Below are 19,480 nucleotides of genomic sequence, written 5' to 3' on the forward strand. Positions count from 1 at the left end.
TCAATTGCAGATTCGTTCGAATTGGCGCGGAATTACCGCGCCGCGTTCTTCGTCGTCAGATCACGCGTTCGGCGCGCAGCGCCGCCACGTCTTCCAGGCCGTAGCCCAGCTGCATCAGCACTTCCTCGGTGTGCTCGCCCAGGAGCGGCGAGCGCTTCACCTCGGTGGGGCTATCCGACAGCTTGATCGGATTGCCCACCGTCAGGTACTTGCCGCGCGTGGGATGGTCGACCTCGACGATGGTCCCGGTCTCGCGCAGCGATTCGTCGGCGGCGATCTCCTTCATCGAGAGGATCGGCCCGCACGGAATGTCGTACTGGTTCAGGATCTCCATGGCCTCGAACTTGTCCTTGGTCATGGTCCATTGCTCGATGCGCGCGAAGATCGGCTTCAGGTGCAGCAGGCGCGCGGCCGGCGTGGCGTAGGCCTCGTCGGTGATCCAGCCTTCCTCGCCGATCACCTTGCACACCGCCGGCCACACGGCCGCCTGCGTGATGAAGTAGATGTAGGCATTGGGGTCGGTCTCCCAGCCCTTGCACTTGAGGATCGAGCCGGGCTGGCCGCCGCCCGAGGCATTGCCCGCGCGCGGCACCGCGTCGCCGAACTTGCCGTCGGGGTACTGCGGGTATTCGTGCATGGTGCCCGTGCGTTCCAGCCGCTGCTGGTCGCGCATCTTCACTCGGCACAGGTTGAGCACCGCGTCCTGCATCGGCGCCAGCACCTTCTGGCCGCGGCCGGTGCTGTTGCGCTGGAACAGCGCCGCCAGGATGCCGAGCGCGAGATGCAGGCCGGTGCCGCTGTCGCCGATCTGGGCGCCCGTCACCATCGGCGGGCCGTCCTCGAAACCGGTGGTCGACGCCGCGCCGCCGGCGCACTGCGCCACGTTCTCGTAGACCTTGCAGTCGGCGTACTTGCCGGGGCCGAAGCCCTTGACCGAGGCCACGATCATGCGCGGGTTGAGCTTCTGGATGTGTTCCCAGGTGATGCCCATGCGGTCGAGCGCGCCGGGCGCGAAGTTCTCGACCAGCACGTCGCAGGTCTTGATCAGCTCGTCGAGCACCTGGCGCCCCTTGGGGTTCTTGGTGTCGAGCGTGATCGAGCGCTTGTTGTGGTTCAGCATCGTGAAGTAGAGGCTGTCCACACCGGGAATGTCGCGCAGCTGGCCGCGCGTGGCATCGCCTTCGCCGGCGCGCTCGACCTTGATGACGTCGGCGCCGAACCAGGCCAGCAACTGCGTGCAGGTGGGGCCGGATTGCACGTGGGTGAAATCGAGGATGCGGACACCCTCCAGCGCTTGACTCATCGACTGTCTCCTTCTTTGATCGTGGTTTCCGCTTCTAGCAGACGAGCGCGCAGTTTGCGCTCTTCCGCGAATCGGGCTGTCTCGTCGCGGACGATGGCGACGATGCCCGAGACCTGGCGTTCCGGCGAAAACAGCATCGACACCGTGAAGGCGATCGACAAGGTGCGGCCGTCCTTGTGCAGGGCCGGCACGCGCAGCAGATCGGCACCGTACTTGGTGATGCCGGTGTCCATGGTCTTGTGGTAGCCGTCCCAGTGGCGCTGCCGCTGGCGCTCGGGAATGATGAGGTCGAGCGAGCGACCCAGCGCCTCGGCTTCGGTGAAGCCGAAGATGCGTTCGGCCGCGGGGTTCCACAGAACGATGGCCCCGGCCGCATCGCACACCATGATGGCATCGCCCGCCCCTTCGACGAGCTGCCTGAAATCCACTGAAGCTTGCATGCTGGCCTCCCGCCTCGACGCATCCGAAATACCGCGCCCCCCGGCGCTTCGTGGACTGGAAAAGCCCCGGGGGAACGCCTGGGTCAGACTGCCTTCGCTTCGTGCAGCGCGGCGATCTGCTGTTGGCTGTAGCCGAGTTCGGCCAGCACGTCGTCGGTGTGTTCGCCCAGCAGCGGCGAACCGGTGATCTCGGGCTTGAGGTCCGAGAACTTGATCGGGCTGCCCACGGTGAAGTAGGTGCCGCGTTCCTTGTGCGGCACTTCCACGATCGAGCCGCTCTTGCGCAGCGATTCGTCGTTCAGCAGTTCCTTCATCGTCAGCACCGGCGCGCAGGGGATGTCGAACTTGCGCAGGATGTCGACCGCCTCGAACTTGGTCTTGTCCTGCAGCCAGCCCTCGATGGTCGCGAAGATGTCGGTGATGTGCGGCTGGCGCGCCTTGGCGGTCATGTAGTCGGGATCGGTCTTCCACTCGGGCTTGCCGATGGCGTCGCAGATCGGTGCCCAGGCATGGCCCTGCACGGTGAAGTAGATGTAGGCGTTCGGGTCGGTCTCCCAGCCCTTGCACTTGAGCACCCAGCCCGGCTGGCCGCCGCCGCCGGCATTGCCGCCGCGCGGCACCACGTCGCTGAAGGTGCCGTGCGGGTACTGCGGGTATTCCTCGAGGTAGCCCAGGCGGTCCAGGCGCTGCTGGTCGCGCATCTTCACGCGGCACAGGTTGAGCACGGCGTCCTGCATCGAGCAGGCCACGCGCTGGCCCTTGCCGGTCTGCTCGCGGCCGATGATGGCCGTGAGGATGCCGATCGCCAGGTGCATGCCGGTGTTGCTGTCGCCGAGCGCCGCGGCGCTCACGGTCGGCGGGCCGTCCCAGAAGCCGGTGGTGGAGGCGGCGCCGCCCGCGCACTGCGCGACGTTCTCGTAGACCTTCAGGTCGTCGTAGTGGTGGCCGTCGCTGAAGCCCTTGACCGAGGCGACGATCATCTTCGGGTTCAGTTCCTGGATGCGTTCCCAGCTGAAGCCCATGCGGTCGAGCGCACCGGGGCCGAAGTTCTCGACCAGCACGTCCGATTCCTTGATCAGCTTCTCGAGCACCACCTTGCCCTCGGGCTGCTTGGTGTCCAGCGTCAGCGAGCGCTTGTTGCTGTTGAGCATGGTGAAGTACAGCGCGTCCACGTCGGGGATGTCGCGCAGCTGCGAGCGCGTGACGTCGCCGGCGCCGGGGCGCTCGACCTTGATCACGTCGGCGCCGAACCAGGCCAGCAGCTGGGTGCAGGCCGGACCGGCTTGCACGTGCGTGAAGTCGATGATCTTGATGCCGTTGAGAGGTTTGTTGCTCATGTCGAATCTCCTGGAATGAAAGGAATCACTTCTTCTTGGCCGTGGCCGGATTGAGGCTGGTGATGCGGCCGCTCTCGGTGCCCGCGGTCTCGTCGATGACGGCATTGATCAGGGTCGGGCGGCCGGTGGCGACGGCCTCGGTCAGGGCCGCCTGCAGCTCGTCGGCGGTGGTCGCATGCACGCCCACGCCGCCGAAGGCTTCCATCAGCTTGTCGTAGCGCGCGTTCTTCACGAACACGGTGGGCGCCACGTCGGGCGTGCCGCTGGGGTTCACGTCGGTGCCGCGGTAGACGCCGTTGTTGTTGAACACGATCACGCAGATCGGCAGGTTGTAGCGGCAGATGGTCTCGACCTCCATGCCGCTGAAGCCGAAGGCGCTGTCGCCCTCGATCGCGATCACCGGCTTGCCCGTGACCACGGCCGCGGCCACCGCGAAGCCCATGCCGATGCCCATGATCCCCCAGGTGCCGACGTCGAGGCGCTTGCGCGGCTCGTACATGTCGACGATGCTGCGCGCGAAGTCCAGCGTGTTGGCGCCTTCGTTGACGACGATCGCATCGGGCCGGGCCTTGACCTGGTCGCGGATCACGCTGAGCGCGCTCTGGAAGTTCATCGGCGAGGGACGCGCGGCGAGCGTGGCGGCCATCTTCGACAGGTTCTTGTCCTTGCGCTCGGCGATCGCGCCGGTCCACTCGGTCGGCGGCTTGGCCCACTTGGCGTCGATGCCCGCGAGCAGCGCGGCCACGCAGGAGCCGATGTCGCCGATCACCGGCGCGGCGATCGCCACGTTGCTGTCGATCTCGGTCGGCGCGATGTCGATCTGGATGAACTGCTTGGCGCCCTTGTCCTGGCCCCAGGTCTTGCCCTTGCCGTGCGAGAGCAGCCAGTTCAGGCGCGCGCCCACCAGCAGCACCACGTCGGCTTCCTGCAGCACGTAGGAGCGCGCGGCGGCGGCCGACTGCGCATGCGTGTCGGGCAAGAGGCCCTTGGCCATCGACATCGGCAGGTAGGGAATGCCGGTCTTCTCGACCAGCGCGCGGATGTCGGCATCGGCCTGGGCGTAGGCGGCGCCCTTGCCCAGCAGGATCAGCGGGCGCTTCGCGCCCTTGAGCAGGTCGAGCGCGCGCTGCACGGCATCGGCGGCCGGGATCTGGCGCGGCGCGGGGTCGATGACCTTGATCAGCGAGTTCTTGCCCTTGATGGCGTCCATCGTCTGCGCGAACAGCTTGGCCGGCAGGTCGAGGTACACGCCGCCGGGGCGGCCCGAGACGGCCGAGCGGATGGCGCGCGCGATGCCCACGCCGATGTCCTCGGCGTGCAGCACGCGGAACGCGGCCTTGCACAGCGGCTTGGCGATCGCCAGCTGGTCCATCTCCTCGTAGTCGCCCTGCTGCAGGTCGACGATCTCGCGCTCGCTGGAGCCGCTGATCAGGATCATCGGGAAGCAGTTGGTGGTGGCGTTGGCCAGCGCGGTCAGGCCGTTGAGGAAGCCGGGCGCCGACACCGTGAGGCAGATGCCGGGCTTCTGCGTGAGGAAGCCGGCGGCAGCGGCGGCATTGCCGGCGTGCTGCTCGTGGCGGAACGAGATCACGCGCATGCCCTCGGCCTGCGCCATGCGGGTCAGGTCGGTGATCGGGATGCCCGGCAGCGCGAAGATGGTGTCGATGTCGTTCAGCTTCAGCGCATCGATCACCAGGTGGAAACCATCGGTGGTTTCCGCTTCCGGCGCTTCCTGCGTCATCTGCTGGAGGGCGCGCGCGACGAGTTGCTGATCGTCGGCGGCGCCGTTGGCTGGCCGACTCTTGGGCTTGATCGCCTCATCGAGCGTCGTGGCCGCCTCTTTGGCTGTGCTAACTGAAGACATGTCTCTCCTTCTGCTGGGGTGAATGGCCGAGGCCCGAGCCGCGACTATGATTCGGGCCATCCTTTCGGCCGTTGACCTCGGTCAACTTTCCCGAAAACGGCGCCGACCCCCGATGAAGCGGCGCCGCAGGCGACGAGATCGAGCAAGACGGTGACCATGACGTTGTTGGAAAACCACCCGGAGAAGAACATCATTCGCGCCCAGCTCCGGCAGAACATCCTGCTCAAGGACCTGAACGAGGGCGAGCGCGCCGAGCTCGAGGCTCACCTGGTGATCGTCGACGGCAACAAGGGCGATTTCCTGCTGCACCAGGGGGTGCGGGAGATGGAGCAGTACTTCATCCTCGACGGCATCCTCAAGCGGGTGGTGAGCAACCCGGAGGGCAAGGAGATGATCCTGCGCTTCGCCGACGAGAACGACATGGAGACCAGCTACGCGGCCATGCGCCTGGGCACGCCCACGCCCTACGGCATCGTCTGCGTCACCAAGGCCCGCGTGGCGAGCCTGCCGCTGAAGGAGTGGACTGCCTTCCTGGCGAGCCATCCCCAGACCAAGGAACTGTTCGAGTTCCTCGTGATGCGCGGCATGAGCGAGATCATGGCGCACACCATCACGCTGCACCTGCTGGACGCGCCGGGCCGGGTGCACCGTTTCCTGCGCAAGCACCCCGAGCTCGTGGACCGCATCCCGAGCAAGGAGCTCGCGTCCTACCTCAATCTCTCCGCAGAAACCCTGAGTCGGCTGCGCAAGCGCGGGAAGATCTGAGGCCGCTCAGGTCTGCTTCGCCGACGCGAAGCGCCGGGTCGTCGCCATCAGCCGCAGCTGGTTGTCCACCGCGCCCACGCCCTCCACCGCCGCCGTCACGGCCTCGGTCTGCGCGCGCTCGTCCGCGTCGAGCACGATGCCGCGCAGGCTCACGCGGCCGTGGTCGGCCTCCACCGTGACGCGGATGTCGGCCGTGGCCGCTGCGTCCTTGAGCGCCGCCTTCACGCGTGCCGCCAGCGCCATGTTGGCCAGCAGCGCGCGCGAGCGCGCGGTCTCGGCGAACTCGGGCCGCGCCGCCAGCGCGCGGATCTGCGCCACGCAGCTGTCGACCGTGAGCCGGTCGGTGTTGAGCACCAGGTCGTAGAGCACCGGGTCGCCCCAGCTCACGCCGAACTGCGCATGCATGCGCGCCGCATGCGCCTCGTCGCTGCGCCGGATCTCGGCCTCGGCGAACTCGGCGTCGTCGGTCTCCAGGTGCGTCATCAGCCAGTCGATGCGCTTCTTCAGCGAGCGCGTGATGCGCACGCACACCACGTGCGGCACCGGCCGCAGCAGGCAGGTGGCGCCCCAGCCGCGCAGCACCACGTTGCCGCGGTCGGCCAGCGCGAACAGCTCCTCGGCCGTGTAGAGCGCGAGGCTGCGCCGGTCGGTCGTGAGCCGCTCGACGAAACCGGCCTTGCCGCCGCGCAGGCGGCCGATCAGGCTGGTCGAGACCTGCATGCGGTCGGCGACGCGCTCGATGACCTCGTGGCGCATCGATTCCAGCCCCATCTCCTCGGCGAGCTGAACCGACACGTCCTTGGCGAGCGATCCCATTTCCTGGGTCAGTGCGATGACGGGCATGGCGTGACCTCCGGGTTCAATCGACCGGCCGCTCGACGGCGAACTCGTCGGGCTTCTTCGGCTTGAAGAGCGCCAGCAGCTTGGAGATCAGCGGCCAGAACAGCAGCGTGAGCGCCAGGGTGGTGATGCCGCCGACCAGCGGGTTCGAGAACATGATCATCACGTCGCCCTGCGACACCAGCATGGCCTGGCGGAACGAGTCCTCGGCCTTGTCGCCGAGCACCAGCGCCAGCACCAGCGGCGCGAGCGGGAAGTCGAGCTTCTTGAACAGGTAGCCGATGACGCCGAAGCCCAGCATGAACCAGATGTCGAGCATCGCGTTGTGCACGGTGTAGGCACCGATGGCGCAGATCACGATGATCACCGGCGCGATGATCGAGAACGGGATGCGCAGGATCGAGGCGAACAGCGGCACCGTGCTCAGCACCACGATCAGGCCGACGATGTTGCCCAGGTACATGCTGGCGATCAGGCCCCAGACGAAGTCCTTCTGCTCGACGAACAGCAGCGGCCCGGGCTGCAGGCCCCAGATCAGCAGGCCGCCCAGCAGCACCGCCGCGGTCGGCGAGCCCGGGATGCCGAGCGCCAGCATCGGCAGCAGCGCGCTGGTGCCGGCCGCGTGCGCCGCGGTCTCGGGCGCGACCACGCCCTCGGCCTCGCCGGTGCCGAACTTCGAGCCGCGCTTGGACATCTTCTTGGCCAGGCCGTAGGCCATGAACGAGGCCGGCGTGGCGCCGCCCGGGGTGATGCCCATCCAGATGCCGATCAGCGAGCTGCGCAGCGAGGTCATCCAGTACTGCGGCAGCTGCTTCCAGGTCTGCAGCACCACCTTCGGATCGATCTTCGCGCTCTTGCCCGAGAACTTCAGGCCCTCTTCCATCGACAGCAGGATCTCGCCGATGCCGAACAGGCCGATCACCGCGATCAGGAAGTCGAAGCCGCGCATCAGCTCGGGCTGGCCGAAGGTCAGGCGCAGCTGGCCCGTGACCGTGTCCATGCCCACGCTGGCGAGCGCGAAGCCCAGCGCCATCGAGGCCAGGATCTTGAACGGCGAGCCCTTGCCCATGCCCACGAAGCTGCAGAAGGTCAGCAGGTAGACCGCGAAGAATTCGGGCGAGCCGAACTTCAGCGCGAACTTGGCCACCAGCGGCGCGAGGAAGGTGATCATCACCACCGCGAGGAAGGCGCCCACGAACGACGAGGTGAAGGCCGTGGTGAGCGCCGCGCCCGCGCGTCCCTGCTGCGCCATCGGGTAGCCGTCGAAGGTGGTGGCCACCGACCAGGGCTCGCCCGGGATGTTGAACAGCACCGAGGTGATGGCGCCGCCGAACAGCGCCCCCCAGTAGATGCACGACAGCATGATGATCGCCGAGGTCGGCGACATCGTGAACGTGAGCGGCAGCAGGATCGCGACGCCGTTGGCGCCGCCCAGTCCGGGCAGCACGCCGATCAGCACGCCCAGGATGATCCCGACGAACATCAGGCCGATGTTGGTCGGTGTCAGGATCACCGAAAAGCCCTGCATCAGGGCACCGATTTCTTCCATTTCGCTTGTGCTCCGTGAGGTGTCAGTAGCCGAGGAACGAGAGCGGATCCAGGGCGCCCTTGAACAGCGGCACCTTGAACCAGACCTCGAACATGAAGAAGAACAGCGTGTTCACGGCCAGCGCCGCGATCGCGGCCTTGACCCAGGAGTACTTGCCCAGGATCACCATGAACAGCGCGATGTAGACCGCCGAGGCCACATACAGGCCGAGCAGCGCGATGCCCAGCACGTAGACCACCGCCGGCAGCAGCACCGAGAGCACGCGCTTGAGCTGCTCGCGGTCGACGAAGACCTCGGTGTTGCGGTTCTTGCCCAGCAACGACTGGTAGAGGATGCCGATGCCCGAGATCGTGATGATCAGGCCGATGAAGAACGGGAAGTAGCCCGCGCCCGGGCCGTCGCTGGTCCAGCCCGCGCCGAGCCGGCGGCTTTCGAAGATCACCACCAGGCCGATCGCCAGCAGCAGCAGTGCCACCACCGCCTCGACCTTGTTCGTGGCCACGCCCGTGCGCGTGGCCGGGTCGGATACGTTGTCGTCGTGCTCCATGGAGCCCCCATCGTGTTGTTGTCGAGAGAGAAAACCGGGCGCGACGCCACGCGCCCGCGCGGGCGCATGCTCACGTCGTCCGATGCATCGCAGCGGCGCGCCCGGCCGCCGGTGCCTTCTTGCCTGTTACTTGCTGGCGGCCAGGAAGCCGGCTTCGGTCATCAGCGTCTTGTGCGTGATTTCCGCGCTGGCGAGCCACTTCTCGAAATCGGGGCCGGTCATGAAGGTCGGGTTGAAGGCGCCCTTCTCCATGTATTCCTTCCACTCGGGCGTGGCGATCACCTTGGTCAGCAGGTCCTTGTAGAAGGCCAGCTGTTCGGGCTTGACACCCGGTGCCATGAAGATGCCGCGCAGCATCGTGTACTTGGCCGGCACGCCCGCTTCCTTGCAGGTGGGCACGTCGTTCCACGACTGCGTGTCGGTGACCTTGGCCTTGAACGGCATGCGCTCCTCGTCGAACACGCACAGCGCGCGCAGCTTGCCCGCGCGCCATTGCGCCACCGCCTCGATCGGGTTGTTCACGGTGGAGTTCACGTGGCCGCCCACCAGCTGCACCGCGACCTCGCCGCCGCCCTTGAAGGGCACGTAGATGAACTTGGTGCCCGTGGCCTTCTCGAGCGCGACCGTGATGATCTGGTCTTCCTGCTTCGAGCCGGTGCCGGCCATCTTGAACTTGTTCGGGCCCGCCGCCTTCACCGCGGCCACGTACTCGCCCGCGGTCTTGTAGGGCTGCTCGGCGTTGGTCCACAGCACGAACTGGTCGAGCGCCAGCATCGCCACCGGCGTCATGTCCTTCCAGTTGAAGGGCACGCCCGTGGCCATCGGCGTGGTGAAGAGGTTCGACAGCGAGATGATGATCTTGTGCGGATCGCCCTTGGCTTCCTTCACCGAGAGAAAGCCTTCGGCGCCCGCGCCGCCCGACTTGTTGACCACGATCAGCGGCTCCTTCATCAGCTTGTACTTGATGACGATGCCTTGCAGCAACCGGCCCATCTGGTCGGCGCCGCCGCCGGTGCCGGCGGGGATCACGAACTCGACGGGCTTGGCGGGTTCCCAGGCCCATGCGGGGGTGGCGGCTGCCATCACCGCGGCGGCGGCGGTGGCGACCAGGACTCGTGCGCGACACGCGCCGAGGCGCGGAATGAAATGCTTCATCTGTTGTCTCCTGCTGTAGAGGGTGCGCTCTTTTTTTTCGTGAGTCTGAGCCGGATCCGAACAGCGCAGATGGTGCGCGTGCGCGAAACGCGCCGGCTTGATCGCGGTCAATTTTTTGAAGATTCCGTATCGGGGTAAGCCCACCCCGCGATCGGTCGCGGCGATGCGCGCGCGGGCCCTGCGCAGCGCCTCGCGGGCCGCTCGCGCGATGCGTTCGGCGCGCTGGCGAGAGGCGCTTTCGCAGGCCCGACCCCGCCTCCTCAGGGGATTCGGGTTAACCCTATAAAATCGACGCCCCCGTCCACTTTCCATGCCCAGGAGCTTCCCGCCATGCCCAGCCTCGACCGATCGTCCGCCCCCGCGAAGCTGCTGCGTCGCGCCACGGTCGTCCTCAAGAGGCTGGCCTTCGAGGCCGACATGCTGCTGGGCACCCTGCTGAGCCCCAACAAGGTCATCGCCGAGGTCGAGCAGATGCGCGCCCTGCAACGCCGCGCCGACCGCATCGAGGCCACCGACCCGGCCCGCGCCGCCGCCCTGCGCTGGCACGCCTCGCGCGTCGGGCTGCGCTGAGCGCGGGCGCGCTGTCGCAGGAAAGACCGGACGAACTGGTAAAGTCCAGCCGCCCACCGTCTTCGTAGTTCAATGGATAGAACGGGGTCCTCCTAAGACTCAGATACAGGTTCGATTCCTGTCGAAGGCACCAGCAAGCCGTTGATGTTCAACGGCTTTTTTTTGGCTGGGACCCGCTGGGACCAAGGTGGGACAGGACGCCCGCGCCGCGGCGGCCCGTCTCCCGGACGCCGCTCACTTCAATTCGCCGAGCGAACTGGACGCGGCCTGGCCGCGGCTGCTTCTGAACGGTGCAATGAAGGGCCCCGCCCACTGCGGCCAGAGGCGATTGGATTCGACACCCTCCACGCCCGTCGGCTGGTCGCAAGGACCCGGGCAGTAGTGCGTGCCGAACAGGCGGTCGAACACCGAGAACACCGATGCGAAGTTCGTCCCGACGCCCGGCCCTTCCTTGACGTGATGCCAGCGATGCATCGCCGGCGAGACGAGGACCCAGCCGAGCGGCCCCAGGGTCCAGGGAACGTTGGCATGCACGAAGATGCCGTACACGTGGCGCACCACGGAGCTGGTGAGCACGACGGAGGCCGGAAACCCGATCGCGAACAGCGCAGCCATGTCGATCGCCACCGTCGAGAGCCGGTTGATCGGATGGAAGCGCAGGGTCGTCAGCACGTTCATCGACTCGTCGCTGTGATGCAGCGAGTGGCTGGGCCACAGCCAGGCCGCATGCTCGAGCCGGTGCCGGAAGTAGGCGATGCCATCTCCGACGAAGACCGCCAGCGCGATCACGGCCCACAACGGCCAGGCTGCGAACCACTCCGAGGGGAACAGCGTCCACGCATGGCGTTCGATGAGCGTTCGGCAACTCACGATCAACAGCGACAAGGGGCCTACGACGATGAGCAGATCGATGGCATAGGTCTGCAGATTGACCCGGGTGCTGGGCTGAAAAACACGCCGGAGGACGGCGGCAAATTCGCCGCGGTTTCTCAGGAGCTCTATCAGCAGGATCGGCAGGCCGACCAGCGCGATCGTCGAAGCTTGCGTCGACGCCCGATCGATCAGTGCCCAGAGGTAGTCCATGGTGTCCGGAGTCCAGAAGAACCCGGATTGTGACCAGATGCTTCGGATTCGGAAAGAGAGGGTCGGGTATTTGGCGACTTCAAATCTCTCCAACCCAATCCGGACGAACACCCGATGCAAGCGATCGACGCTTCACCTCCGGTGAGCGTCCCAGCCCCGCATGCGCTCCCACGCCCCCCGCATGCCCTCGACCAGCGCATCCATCTGCTCGCCCACCGTGGTCTCCCGCTCGATGCCGAACACGCTCTGGCCGGCCGCCTCGTAGATCAGCCGCGCGTCGTCGAACTCGTGCATCGAGGCGAACACATCGCCCGTGAGCGCCTGCTGCAGCGGCATGCCCAGCGGCGCCGGCGCGCCGGGCTCGTTCCAGGCGTCGATCCAGTCGCTGCGCACCACGCGGCAGGGCTTGCCGCTGTGGGCCCGCGTGATCAGGGTGTCCTCGCTGCCGCTGGCGATGAGCCGTTGCAGCAGCGCGGGCGGCGTGTGGTTCTCCTTCGCGCCCATCCACAAGGTGCCGAGCCACGCGCCCTGCGCGCCCATGCCCAGCACGCCCAGCACCTGCGCGCCGGTGGCGATGCCGCCGGCCGCCAGCACCGGCACCTCGCCCGCTTCGGCGATGACCTGCGGCAGCAGCGAGAGCGTGCCGACCGTGCCCGTGTGGCCGCCCGCGTCGTAGCCCTGCGCCACCAGCACCTCCACGCCCATGTCGAGCGCCTTGCGCGCATGCCGCACCGAGCCGACCAGCGAGAAGGTGAGCTTGCCGCGCGCCTTCGCGCGTTCGATGAGGTCGGCGCGCAGGCCGATGGCCGTGGCCACGCCGCGCGCATCGGAGTCGAGCACGGCCTCGATCTGCGCGTCGAACAGCGCCCGGGTGCGCACCTGGCTCGTGAAGAAGCTGGGCCGCTGCGGCGGCTTCACCTGGAAGCGGTCGCGCAGGCCGTCGACGAAAGCCACGTGTGGCGCGGGCAATTGCGCGCGCACGCTCTCGATGCTGGCAGCCTCGTCGGGCACCTGCGAGGGCAGCATCAGGTCGATGCCGTAGGGCTGGCCCGCCATGCGTTCGCTCGCCTCGGCCAGGATGTGCGGAATCTCGTGCGGCAGCTCGCGCGCGAGTCCCAGCACCGGGAAGCCGCCCGCCCGCGCAATGGCCGCGCACACGTCCACCGAGTGCGAGAAGCCGAAGATCGGATGGCGGATGCCCAGCCGGTCGCACAGCGGCGGCCGCACGGGCGAATGGCTCACGGCACTCATTGCGCCTCGATACCCGCCGTCTTGATGACCTTGCTCCACTTGTCGTATTCGCTCGCGATGAAGGCGTCGAACTGCTTGGGGCCCTGCGGCGCCACCTCGAGGCCGAGCACGTCGAGCTTGGGCTTCATCGCGGGATCGGCCAGGATCTCGGCTACGTCGGCCGACAGCCTGGCGACGATGGCATCGGGCGTCTTCACCGGCGCGACGAAGCCGAACCACGTGCCCACGTCGTAGCCCTTCAGGCCCGCGGCCTCCGCCACCGTGGGCGTGTCGGGCAAGGCGCTGGAACGCTTGCTCGTGGTCACGGCCAGCGGCCGCAGCTTGCCGGCCTTGATGTGCGGCACGGCCAGCGCCACGGTGAGCGGCATCATCGTCACGCGGCCCGCGAGCAGATCGCCGAGCGCATCGGGCTGGCCGCGATAGGGCACGTGCGTGAGCTTGATCTCCGCGCTCTGCGCCAGCAGCTCGCCCGACAGATGGTTCGACGTGCCCACGCCGGCCGTCGCATAGGTCAGCGGCGGATTGGCCTTCTTCGCCATCGCGACCAGCTCCGCCATGGTCTTCGCCGGCACCTCGGTCGGCACCACGAACACGTTGGGGATCACGCCGAAGCCCTCGATGGCGCGGAAGTCGCGCACGGGATTCCACGCCACGCCCTTGATCAGGCTCGGCGTCACCGCGTGGCCGGGACTCACGCACAGCAGCGTGTAGCCGTCGGGCGCGGCCTTGGCCACGTAGTCGGTGCCGATCGAGCCGCCGGCACCGGTCCGGTTCTCGACGATGACGGGCTGGCCGTACTTGGCCGACAGCCGCTCGCCCACCAGCCGCGCGATCGAGTCGACCACGCCCCCGGCGGTGAACGGCACGATGATGCGGATCGGCTTGCTCGGGTAGTTGCCCTGCGCGAACGCGGGCGCGGTCAGTGCGAGGGACTGGACGGCGAAGAGCGCGGCCAGCAGGGTGCCTTTGAGGGTCATGGGTTGTCTCCGTTGATGATGGCTGGCGCGCGCCGCCGCCTCAGGTCTGGTGCCCGGCTCGTGCCATGGTGCGGCGCGCGATGTTGGTGAGGTGGATCTGGCTCGTGCCTTCGTAGAGGCGGAACAGCCGCACGTCGCGGTAGAAGCGCTCGGCCACGTTGTCGTTGATGTAGCCGGCGCCGCCGAAGACCTGCACCGCACGGTCGGCCACGCGGCCGCACATCTCGGAGGCGAACAGCTTGCACATCGAGGCCTCCATGGTCACGTCGGCGCCGTCGTCGCGCTTGCGCGCCGTCTCCAGCAGCAGCGCGCGGGCGGCGTGCACTTCGGTGTTGCTCTCGGCGATCATCTGCTGCACCAGCTGGAACTCGCCGATGGCCTGGCCGAACTGCCGGCGCGATGCGGCGCGCGCCACCATCTCGTCGACCAGCCGGATGGCCGGCCCGATGCACAGCCCCGCGAGGTTGATGCGCTGCTTGTTCAGCGCCTTCATCGCCGTCTTGAAGCCCAGGCCCGGCACGCCACCGACGATGGCCGATGCGTGCACGCGGCAGCCTTCGAGGATCACCTCGCCGACCGGCGAGCCGTGCTGGCCCATCTTGCGATAGCCCGCGGGCGCCGAGAGGCCGGGCGTGTCGCGCTCGACCAGGAAGGCCGTGATGCCGGCCGCGCCCCTGGCCTGCGGGTCGGTGCGCGCGAACACGGTGAACAGGCCGGCAATGGGCGCATTGGTGATGAAGCACTTGCGGCCCGTGATGCGGTAGTGGTCGCCATCGCGCACGGCCACGGTCTGCTGCGCGGTGGCATCGGAACCGGCCTCGGGCTCGGTGAGCGCGAAGCAGCCCGTGAGGCGGCCGCTGGCCAGCTCGGGCAGCCAGCGCTGCTTCTGCTCGGGCGTGCCGTCGACCACCAGCGACTCGGACGCGATGCCCGTGTTGCCGCCGAAGCGCGCGCGGAAGGTGGTGGCGGCCTGCGAGACCTCCATGTTCACCAGCGACAGCTCCTCGCTCGTGAGGCCCGCGCCGCCGTACTGCTCGGGAATGCTGTGGCCGAACAGGCCCAGCGCGCGCATGCGCTCGACCACGGGCTCGGGGATGAGGTCGTCGCGGTCGACCTCGGCCTCGATGGGCATGCACTCGTTGCGGATGAAGTCGCGGACTTCGGCGAGCAGGGCGTTGAATTTGTCGGGGCTGCGGATCATGGGTTCGGGGTTCCGGTTTCTGGTTCAGCGCAGGCCTTGCGCGGTTTCGAGCTGGCGCACGGCATCGAGCAGCAGCGGCGCGACCTTGCGTTCCATGCGCTCGCCGGGCGAGCGGTAGGTGGCGAGCGTGCAGTTCATCGCCAGCGGCGTTTCGCGCGGCGGCACGCGCACGGGCACGGCGACGGCGTGGATGTCCTTCTTCCAGTCGCCGCGCGAGTGGCAGAAGCCGCGCGCGGCAAAGAGCTTCTGGTCGGCTTCCCACGCGGGGCGCAATTGTTGGAACAGGGTCGCGTCCTGCAGCCGCAGCCGGTTGAGGATGGCCGAGCGTTCCGGCGCGGTGCAGGCCAGCATCAGCGCGCGGCCGATCGCCGCGGCGAGCAGCGGGCGCGTGCTGCCGATGTCGGGCATGTGGGTGTTGGTGTTGTCGGTGCGGATGGTGTCGACGTACACCACGTCGGAACGGTCGCGCATGCCCAGGTTCACCGAGCAGCCCGTCTCTCGCGCCAGCCTTTCCATGATGGGCCGCGCGACCTGGCGCACCTGCATGCTGGCCAGCAAGGGGTAGCCCAGCGACAGCACGCCGGGCCCGAGCCTGTATTTCTGCGTGGCGCCGTCGCGGCTCAGGTAGCCGAGCAAGGTGAGCGTGTAGGTGATGCGCGAGACCGTGGGCTTGGGCAGGCCGCTGCGGTCCGAGATCTCGCGGTTGCCGAGCACCGGGTCGGCGCTGGTGAACACGCGCAGCACCTCCATGCCGCGCGCCAGGTTCATCGAGAACTGGCGGTCGGCGGTGAGGTCGTGCGGATCGACGAGACCCGGGAGCGCGATGCTTGTCATGCGTGAGGAGGAGCGCGGTGGTGTGGGCATGATTGGCCGTTCGAAATGGGGCGTCAATGAAACGCGGAGGGTGTTTCGCTGTGCGAAACAGCCATTGTTGGCCCGCGTGGCGTCTGGCAAAACCGGCTCGAACCCGGAGCCCTTCGCCCCGGCCTTGGAGCCACGTTTGCATTCCCCCGACGACACCCAACGACGACCCGCGCGCGGCGCCCTTTCGGGCGTGCGCATCCTCGACATGGCCACCGTGCTGGCCGCGCCCCTGGGCGCCACGCTGTGCGCCGACCAGGGCGCCGAGGTGGTGAAGCTCGAGCTGCCCGGCGGTGGCGACGCGCTGCGCGGCCTGCAGCCCGTGAAGGACGGCAAGGCGCTGTGGTGGAAGATCGCCAACCGCGGCAAGCGCGGCATCACGCTCGACGTGCGCCAGCCCGCCGGCCGCGCGCTGCTGCTTCGGCTGGTGACGCAGTTCGACGTGCTGGTGGAGAACTTCCGCACCGGCACGCTCGACCGCTGGGGCCTGGACCTGGCCACGCTGCATCGCGCCAACCCGCGGCTCGTGGTGGTGCGGCTCACGGGCTTCGGCCAGACCGGGCCCTACAAGTCGCGGCCGGGCTTCGCGCGCATCTTCGAGGCCATGAGCGGCTTCACCAACCTCACGGGCGAAGCGGGCGGCTCGCCGCTGCACAGCAATTTCCCGGTCGGCGACGCGGTGGCGGGGCTGTTCTGCGCCTTCTCCATCGCCTCCGAAATGGCGCGCCTGCGCGGCGACCCGCAGGCGCTCGGCTGCGAAGTGGACCTGGCCGCCACCGAGGCGCTGTTCCGCCTGCTCGACCCGCTGCCCGTGGAGCATGAGCAGCTCGGCACGGTTCGCATGCCCGCGGGCAACTGCGCGAGCTACACCGCGCCCTCGAACATGTACCGCAGCCGCGACGGCATTTATGTCTCGGTGGTCGCGTCGTCAGACCCGATCTTCCAGCGGCTGTGCGCGGCCGTCGACAAACCCGAGTGGGCGAACGATCCGCGCTTTGCCAGCAACCCCGCGCGCGTGGTGAACCTCGTGACGCTCGACGAAGGGCTCGGCGCATGGTTCGCCGCGCACGACTACGACGCCATCGAACGCCGGCTCGAGGACGCCGGCATTCCCTTCAGCAAGATCTTCACCATCGCCGACATCGAGCAGGACCCGCACTATCGCGCGCGCGAAGCGATCATCCGGCTGCCCGACCCCGACTACGGCAGCTTGCCCGCGCCCTGCGTGGTGCCGCGCGTGCCGGGCCGCGAACTGCCGATCCCGCGCACGGGGCCCGACACCGGCGAGCACAACGCCGAGGTCTACGGCGAGTTCGGCCTCGACGCCGCAACGCTCGATGCGCTGCGCGCGGAGAAGGTGATCTGAGCCTTCAGTAGTCGGTGAGCGGCCCGTCGCGCAGGCACGGGTTGCGCTCGGCCAGCGGCGCGCGGCGCATCACATCGCGGCCGATGACGGTCTTGTGCACCTCGCTCGCGCCCTCCCCGATCTGGTTGAGCTTGGCATCGCGGAAGAAGCGCTCGAGCGGAAAGTCGCGCAGGTAGCCGCGCCCGCCCGTGAGCTGCAGCGCATCGGTCACGACCTTCATGCACAGGTCGGTGGCCTGCAGCTTGGCCATGGACGCGAAGATCGACACGTCGCTCGCGCCCGCGTCGTACTTGTCGGCCGTGAGCGCGAGCAGGGCGCGGCTCGCCTCGATCTGCGTGACCATGTCGGCCAGCATCCACTGCACGCCTTGATGTTCGCCCTCGCGCTTGCCGAACACGGTGCGGTCGCTGGCATAGCGGCTCGCGATCTCGACCGCGCCGATGGCACGGCCCAGCGCCATCGCGGCGTGCCCGATGCGCGCGCGCAGCAGCGCGTCCTGCGCGAGCGAGAAGCCATCGCCCTCCGCGCCGAGGCGGTGCGAGGCGGGCACCTCGACCGCATCGAATTCGAGCGAAGAGATCGGCACGCCGAACCAGCCGAGCTTGTCGACCTCCGCGCCGATGCGAAAGCCCCGGGCGTCGCGCGGCATCAGCACCGCGATGAACACCGAGGGATCGTCCTCGGCGCGGCCCACCACCGCGAACCAGTCGGCCGTGCTCGCGCGCGTGATGAACTTCTTGCGGCCCGTGACGAGGTAGCGCCCGCCCTCGCGGCGGATCGTCGTGGAGAGGCCGCGCACATCGGAGCCCGCGCCGGGCTCGGTCAGCGCGAAGGCCGCCTGCAGCTCGCCGGTGCAAAGCCCGGGCACGATCTCGCGGCGCAGCGCCTCGCTCGCGCCCGCGACGATGGCGCGGCTCGACAGGTCGGTGCCCGTGATCATCGAGGCCGAGGTGCTGCACACGCGGCCCAGCTCCTCGATGAGGCGGATGCGCAGCGCCTGGCGCGCATCGGTGCCGCCGTACTCGCGCGGGAACGCGGTCGCGATCACGCCTTCGCGCGCGAGCGTGCGGAAGGTGTCCCAGGCGAACAGATCCTCGCGCGAGACAGCGTCGGCCTGTGGCCCGAGCGTGTCGCGGCACAGGTCGCGCACGCGTCGGACGGTGGCCTGCTCGTCGGGCTGCAGGCGTTCGAGAAAGTGATCGCCGAACAGTCGGGCGGCGCGGGTGCCTGTGGTCATCGGTGGGTCTCCTGTTGAGGGCACGCATGGTGGCGCCGCGTGGCACGCGCGGTCGAGCCGTGTTTCGACAGGCGAAACACCGGCTTGCGGATGCGGTCCGGGGCTGGTCAGATGGCCCCATGCCCATTCCCCAGACATTCGAAGCCCTTCGCACGCACCAGACCGCCGAAGGCCAGGTCCAGAGCCGGCTGGAGACCCTGCGGCTCGACGATCTGTCGGCCGGCGAGGTCGTGGTGCGCACCCGCTATGCGGGCGTGAACTACAAGGACTGCCTCTCGCTGCACGGCCGCGCGAAGATCATCGCGTCGTACCCGCGCGTGGCGGGCATCGAGCTGGTCGGCGAGGTGCTCGCGTCATCGGTGGCGTCCTTCGAGCCCGGCCAGGCCGTGCTCGTGCACGGCTTCCAGACCGGCATCGCGTTCGACGGCGGTTTCTCCGCCTGCGTGCGCGTGCCCGCCGCGCACGTGCAGGCTGTGCCGCAAGGGCTCACGCCGCACGAGGCGGCCGTCATCGGCGTGCCCGGCTTCACGGCTGCGATGGCGCTCGAGCGCTTCATCGAGCTCGGCATCGCCCCCGGCACGGGCAGCGTGGCGATGAGCGGCGCGGGCGGTGCGGTCGGCCTGCTGGGCACGGCCATCCTCGCGCGCGCCGGCTATCGCGTGGCGGCCATCACGCGCCGCATGGCGCAGGAAGAGCGGCTGCGCGCCATCGGCGCGCACGAGGTGATCGATGCCGCCGTGCTCGAGGCGCCGCAACGCCCGCTCGAGAAGCCGCGCTTCGCCGCCGCCATCGACAACGTCGGCGGGCCGATGCTGTCGTGGCTGCTGCGCTCGCTGGCCGACGGCGGCGCCGTGGCATCGGTGGGCAATGCGGCCGGCAACACTTACGAGGGCAGCGTGCTGCCCTTCATCATGCGGCGCGCGCAACTGTTCGGCATCGTGGCGAATGCGCCCGTGGAGCAGCGGCGGCGCCTGTGGGCGAAGCTCGCGGCCGAATGGAAACCCGACATGGCGGCCGTGCTGCCGCACGTGCAGCACATCCCGCTGGGCGCGTTGATGGCACACAGCGCGCGGCAGCTCGACGGCGCGAGCTCGGGCCGCGTGCTCGTCGATTTCGAGCGCTGAAGGAGCCCGA

The 19,480-nt window shown here is 68.4% G+C and carries 18 protein-coding genes and 1 tRNA gene; 5 read left to right on the forward strand and 14 right to left on the reverse strand.

Features of this window, described 5'->3' with window-relative positions; translation table 11 throughout:
• Positions 1-55: 55 nt before the first annotated feature.
• From frc (AC07RM_RS27600) to oxc, 4 genes are all read right to left on the reverse strand, one after another.
• Positions 56-1,303: a formyl-CoA transferase gene (frc, locus tag AC07RM_RS27600; protein ID WP_093347812.1), complete on the reverse strand. Its 1,248-nt coding sequence runs from the start codon at positions 1,301-1,303 to the stop codon at positions 56-58.
• A complete protein-coding gene (locus AC07RM_RS27605) occupies positions 1,300-1,743 on the reverse strand; it encodes a PAS domain-containing protein (RefSeq protein ID WP_208513482.1) in 444 nt (147 codons plus the stop codon). The genes frc (AC07RM_RS27600) and AC07RM_RS27605 overlap by 4 nt, the downstream gene beginning before the upstream one ends.
• An 83-nt stretch (positions 1,744-1,826) precedes the next feature.
• On the reverse strand, positions 1,827-3,080 hold the full coding sequence (gene frc, locus AC07RM_RS27610; protein ID WP_296781790.1) for a formyl-CoA transferase: 1,254 nt from the start codon (positions 3,078-3,080) through the stop codon (positions 1,827-1,829).
• A 25-nt stretch (positions 3,081-3,105) separates the two neighbouring features.
• Complete coding sequence (gene oxc, locus AC07RM_RS27615; RefSeq protein WP_209543639.1) at positions 3,106-4,944, reverse strand: oxalyl-CoA decarboxylase; 1,839 nt, start codon at positions 4,942-4,944, stop codon at positions 3,106-3,108.
• 156 nt (positions 4,945-5,100) lie between these two features.
• On the opposite strand from oxc, the gene AC07RM_RS27620 reads away from it, so the two are divergent.
• Entirely contained in the window at positions 5,101-5,709 is a 609-nt protein-coding gene (locus tag AC07RM_RS27620; protein WP_093347817.1) for a Crp/Fnr family transcriptional regulator, read from the forward strand.
• Between the two features lie 6 nt (positions 5,710-5,715).
• Here the strand turns inward: AC07RM_RS27620 and AC07RM_RS27625 are convergent, their stop codons facing one another.
• The 4 genes from AC07RM_RS27625 to AC07RM_RS27640 form a co-directional block, all read right to left on the reverse strand.
• Positions 5,716-6,552 (reverse strand): cytidylate kinase family protein, encoded by an 837-nt coding sequence (locus AC07RM_RS27625; protein WP_093347820.1) that lies wholly within the window; start codon positions 6,550-6,552, stop codon positions 5,716-5,718.
• A gap of 16 nt (positions 6,553-6,568) precedes the next feature.
• Complete coding sequence (locus AC07RM_RS27630; RefSeq protein ID WP_093347823.1) at positions 6,569-8,098, reverse strand: tripartite tricarboxylate transporter permease; 1,530 nt, start codon at positions 8,096-8,098, stop codon at positions 6,569-6,571.
• Between the two features lie 22 nt (positions 8,099-8,120).
• A complete protein-coding gene (locus AC07RM_RS27635) occupies positions 8,121-8,645 on the reverse strand; it encodes a tripartite tricarboxylate transporter TctB family protein (protein WP_495336593.1) in 525 nt (174 codons plus the stop codon).
• A gap of 126 nt (positions 8,646-8,771) precedes the next feature.
• Positions 8,772-9,800 (reverse strand): Bug family tripartite tricarboxylate transporter substrate binding protein, encoded by a 1,029-nt coding sequence (locus AC07RM_RS27640; protein WP_495336594.1) that lies wholly within the window; start codon positions 9,798-9,800, stop codon positions 8,772-8,774.
• A 330-nt stretch (positions 9,801-10,130) separates the two neighbouring features.
• On the opposite strand from AC07RM_RS27640, the gene AC07RM_RS27645 reads away from it, so the two are divergent.
• Positions 10,131-10,370 carry a hypothetical protein gene (locus tag AC07RM_RS27645; protein ID WP_093347832.1) on the forward strand — a complete coding sequence of 80 codons (240 nt, stop codon included), beginning with the start codon at positions 10,131-10,133 and terminating at the stop codon, positions 10,368-10,370.
• Between the two features lie 58 nt (positions 10,371-10,428).
• Positions 10,429-10,503 (forward strand) — tRNA-Arg (locus AC07RM_RS27650).
• A gap of 101 nt (positions 10,504-10,604) precedes the next feature.
• Here the strand turns inward: AC07RM_RS27650 and AC07RM_RS27655 are convergent.
• The 5 genes from AC07RM_RS27655 to AC07RM_RS27675 all read right to left on the reverse strand — a co-directional run bounded on the left by AC07RM_RS27655 (position 10,605) and on the right by AC07RM_RS27675 (position 15,716).
• Positions 10,605-11,453, reverse strand: coding sequence for a sterol desaturase family protein (locus AC07RM_RS27655; protein ID WP_495336595.1), 849 nt, complete (start codon positions 11,451-11,453; stop codon positions 10,605-10,607).
• A 132-nt stretch (positions 11,454-11,585) separates the two neighbouring features.
• Positions 11,586-12,695, reverse strand: a complete 1,110-nt coding sequence (locus AC07RM_RS27660) for an NAD(P)H-dependent flavin oxidoreductase (protein WP_495336596.1) — start codon at positions 12,693-12,695, stop codon at positions 11,586-11,588.
• 5 nt (positions 12,696-12,700) lie between these two features.
• Positions 12,701-13,681: a Bug family tripartite tricarboxylate transporter substrate binding protein gene (locus AC07RM_RS27665; protein WP_495336597.1), complete on the reverse strand. Its 981-nt coding sequence runs from the start codon at positions 13,679-13,681 to the stop codon at positions 12,701-12,703.
• A 40-nt stretch (positions 13,682-13,721) separates the two neighbouring features.
• On the reverse strand, positions 13,722-14,882 hold the full coding sequence (locus AC07RM_RS27670) for an acyl-CoA dehydrogenase family protein (RefSeq protein WP_296781773.1): 1,161 nt from the start codon (positions 14,880-14,882) through the stop codon (positions 13,722-13,724).
• A gap of 24 nt (positions 14,883-14,906) precedes the next feature.
• Positions 14,907-15,716 carry an IclR family transcriptional regulator gene (locus AC07RM_RS27675; RefSeq protein ID WP_495336598.1) on the reverse strand — a complete coding sequence of 270 codons (810 nt, stop codon included), beginning with the start codon at positions 15,714-15,716 and terminating at the stop codon, positions 14,907-14,909.
• A gap of 235 nt (positions 15,717-15,951) precedes the next feature.
• Here AC07RM_RS27675 and AC07RM_RS27680 point away from each other — a divergent pair, with 235 nt between their 5' ends.
• Positions 15,952-17,109, forward strand: a complete 1,158-nt coding sequence (locus AC07RM_RS27680) for a CaiB/BaiF CoA transferase family protein (RefSeq protein ID WP_495336709.1) — start codon at positions 15,952-15,954, stop codon at positions 17,107-17,109.
• Between the two features lie 4 nt (positions 17,110-17,113).
• Here AC07RM_RS27680 and AC07RM_RS27685 read toward each other — a convergent pair whose 3' ends face one another.
• Positions 17,114-18,346 (reverse strand): acyl-CoA dehydrogenase family protein, encoded by a 1,233-nt coding sequence (locus AC07RM_RS27685; protein ID WP_495336599.1) that lies wholly within the window; start codon positions 18,344-18,346, stop codon positions 17,114-17,116.
• Between the two features lie 119 nt (positions 18,347-18,465).
• On the opposite strand from AC07RM_RS27685, the gene AC07RM_RS27690 reads away from it, so the two are divergent.
• Positions 18,466-19,470 carry a YhdH/YhfP family quinone oxidoreductase gene (locus tag AC07RM_RS27690; protein ID WP_495336600.1) on the forward strand — a complete coding sequence of 335 codons (1,005 nt, stop codon included), beginning with the start codon at positions 18,466-18,468 and terminating at the stop codon, positions 19,468-19,470.
• The last annotated feature ends 10 nt before the right edge of the window (positions 19,471-19,480 follow it).

It is taken from the genome of Variovorax sp. GW821-FHT09B05, assembly GCF_059418265.1.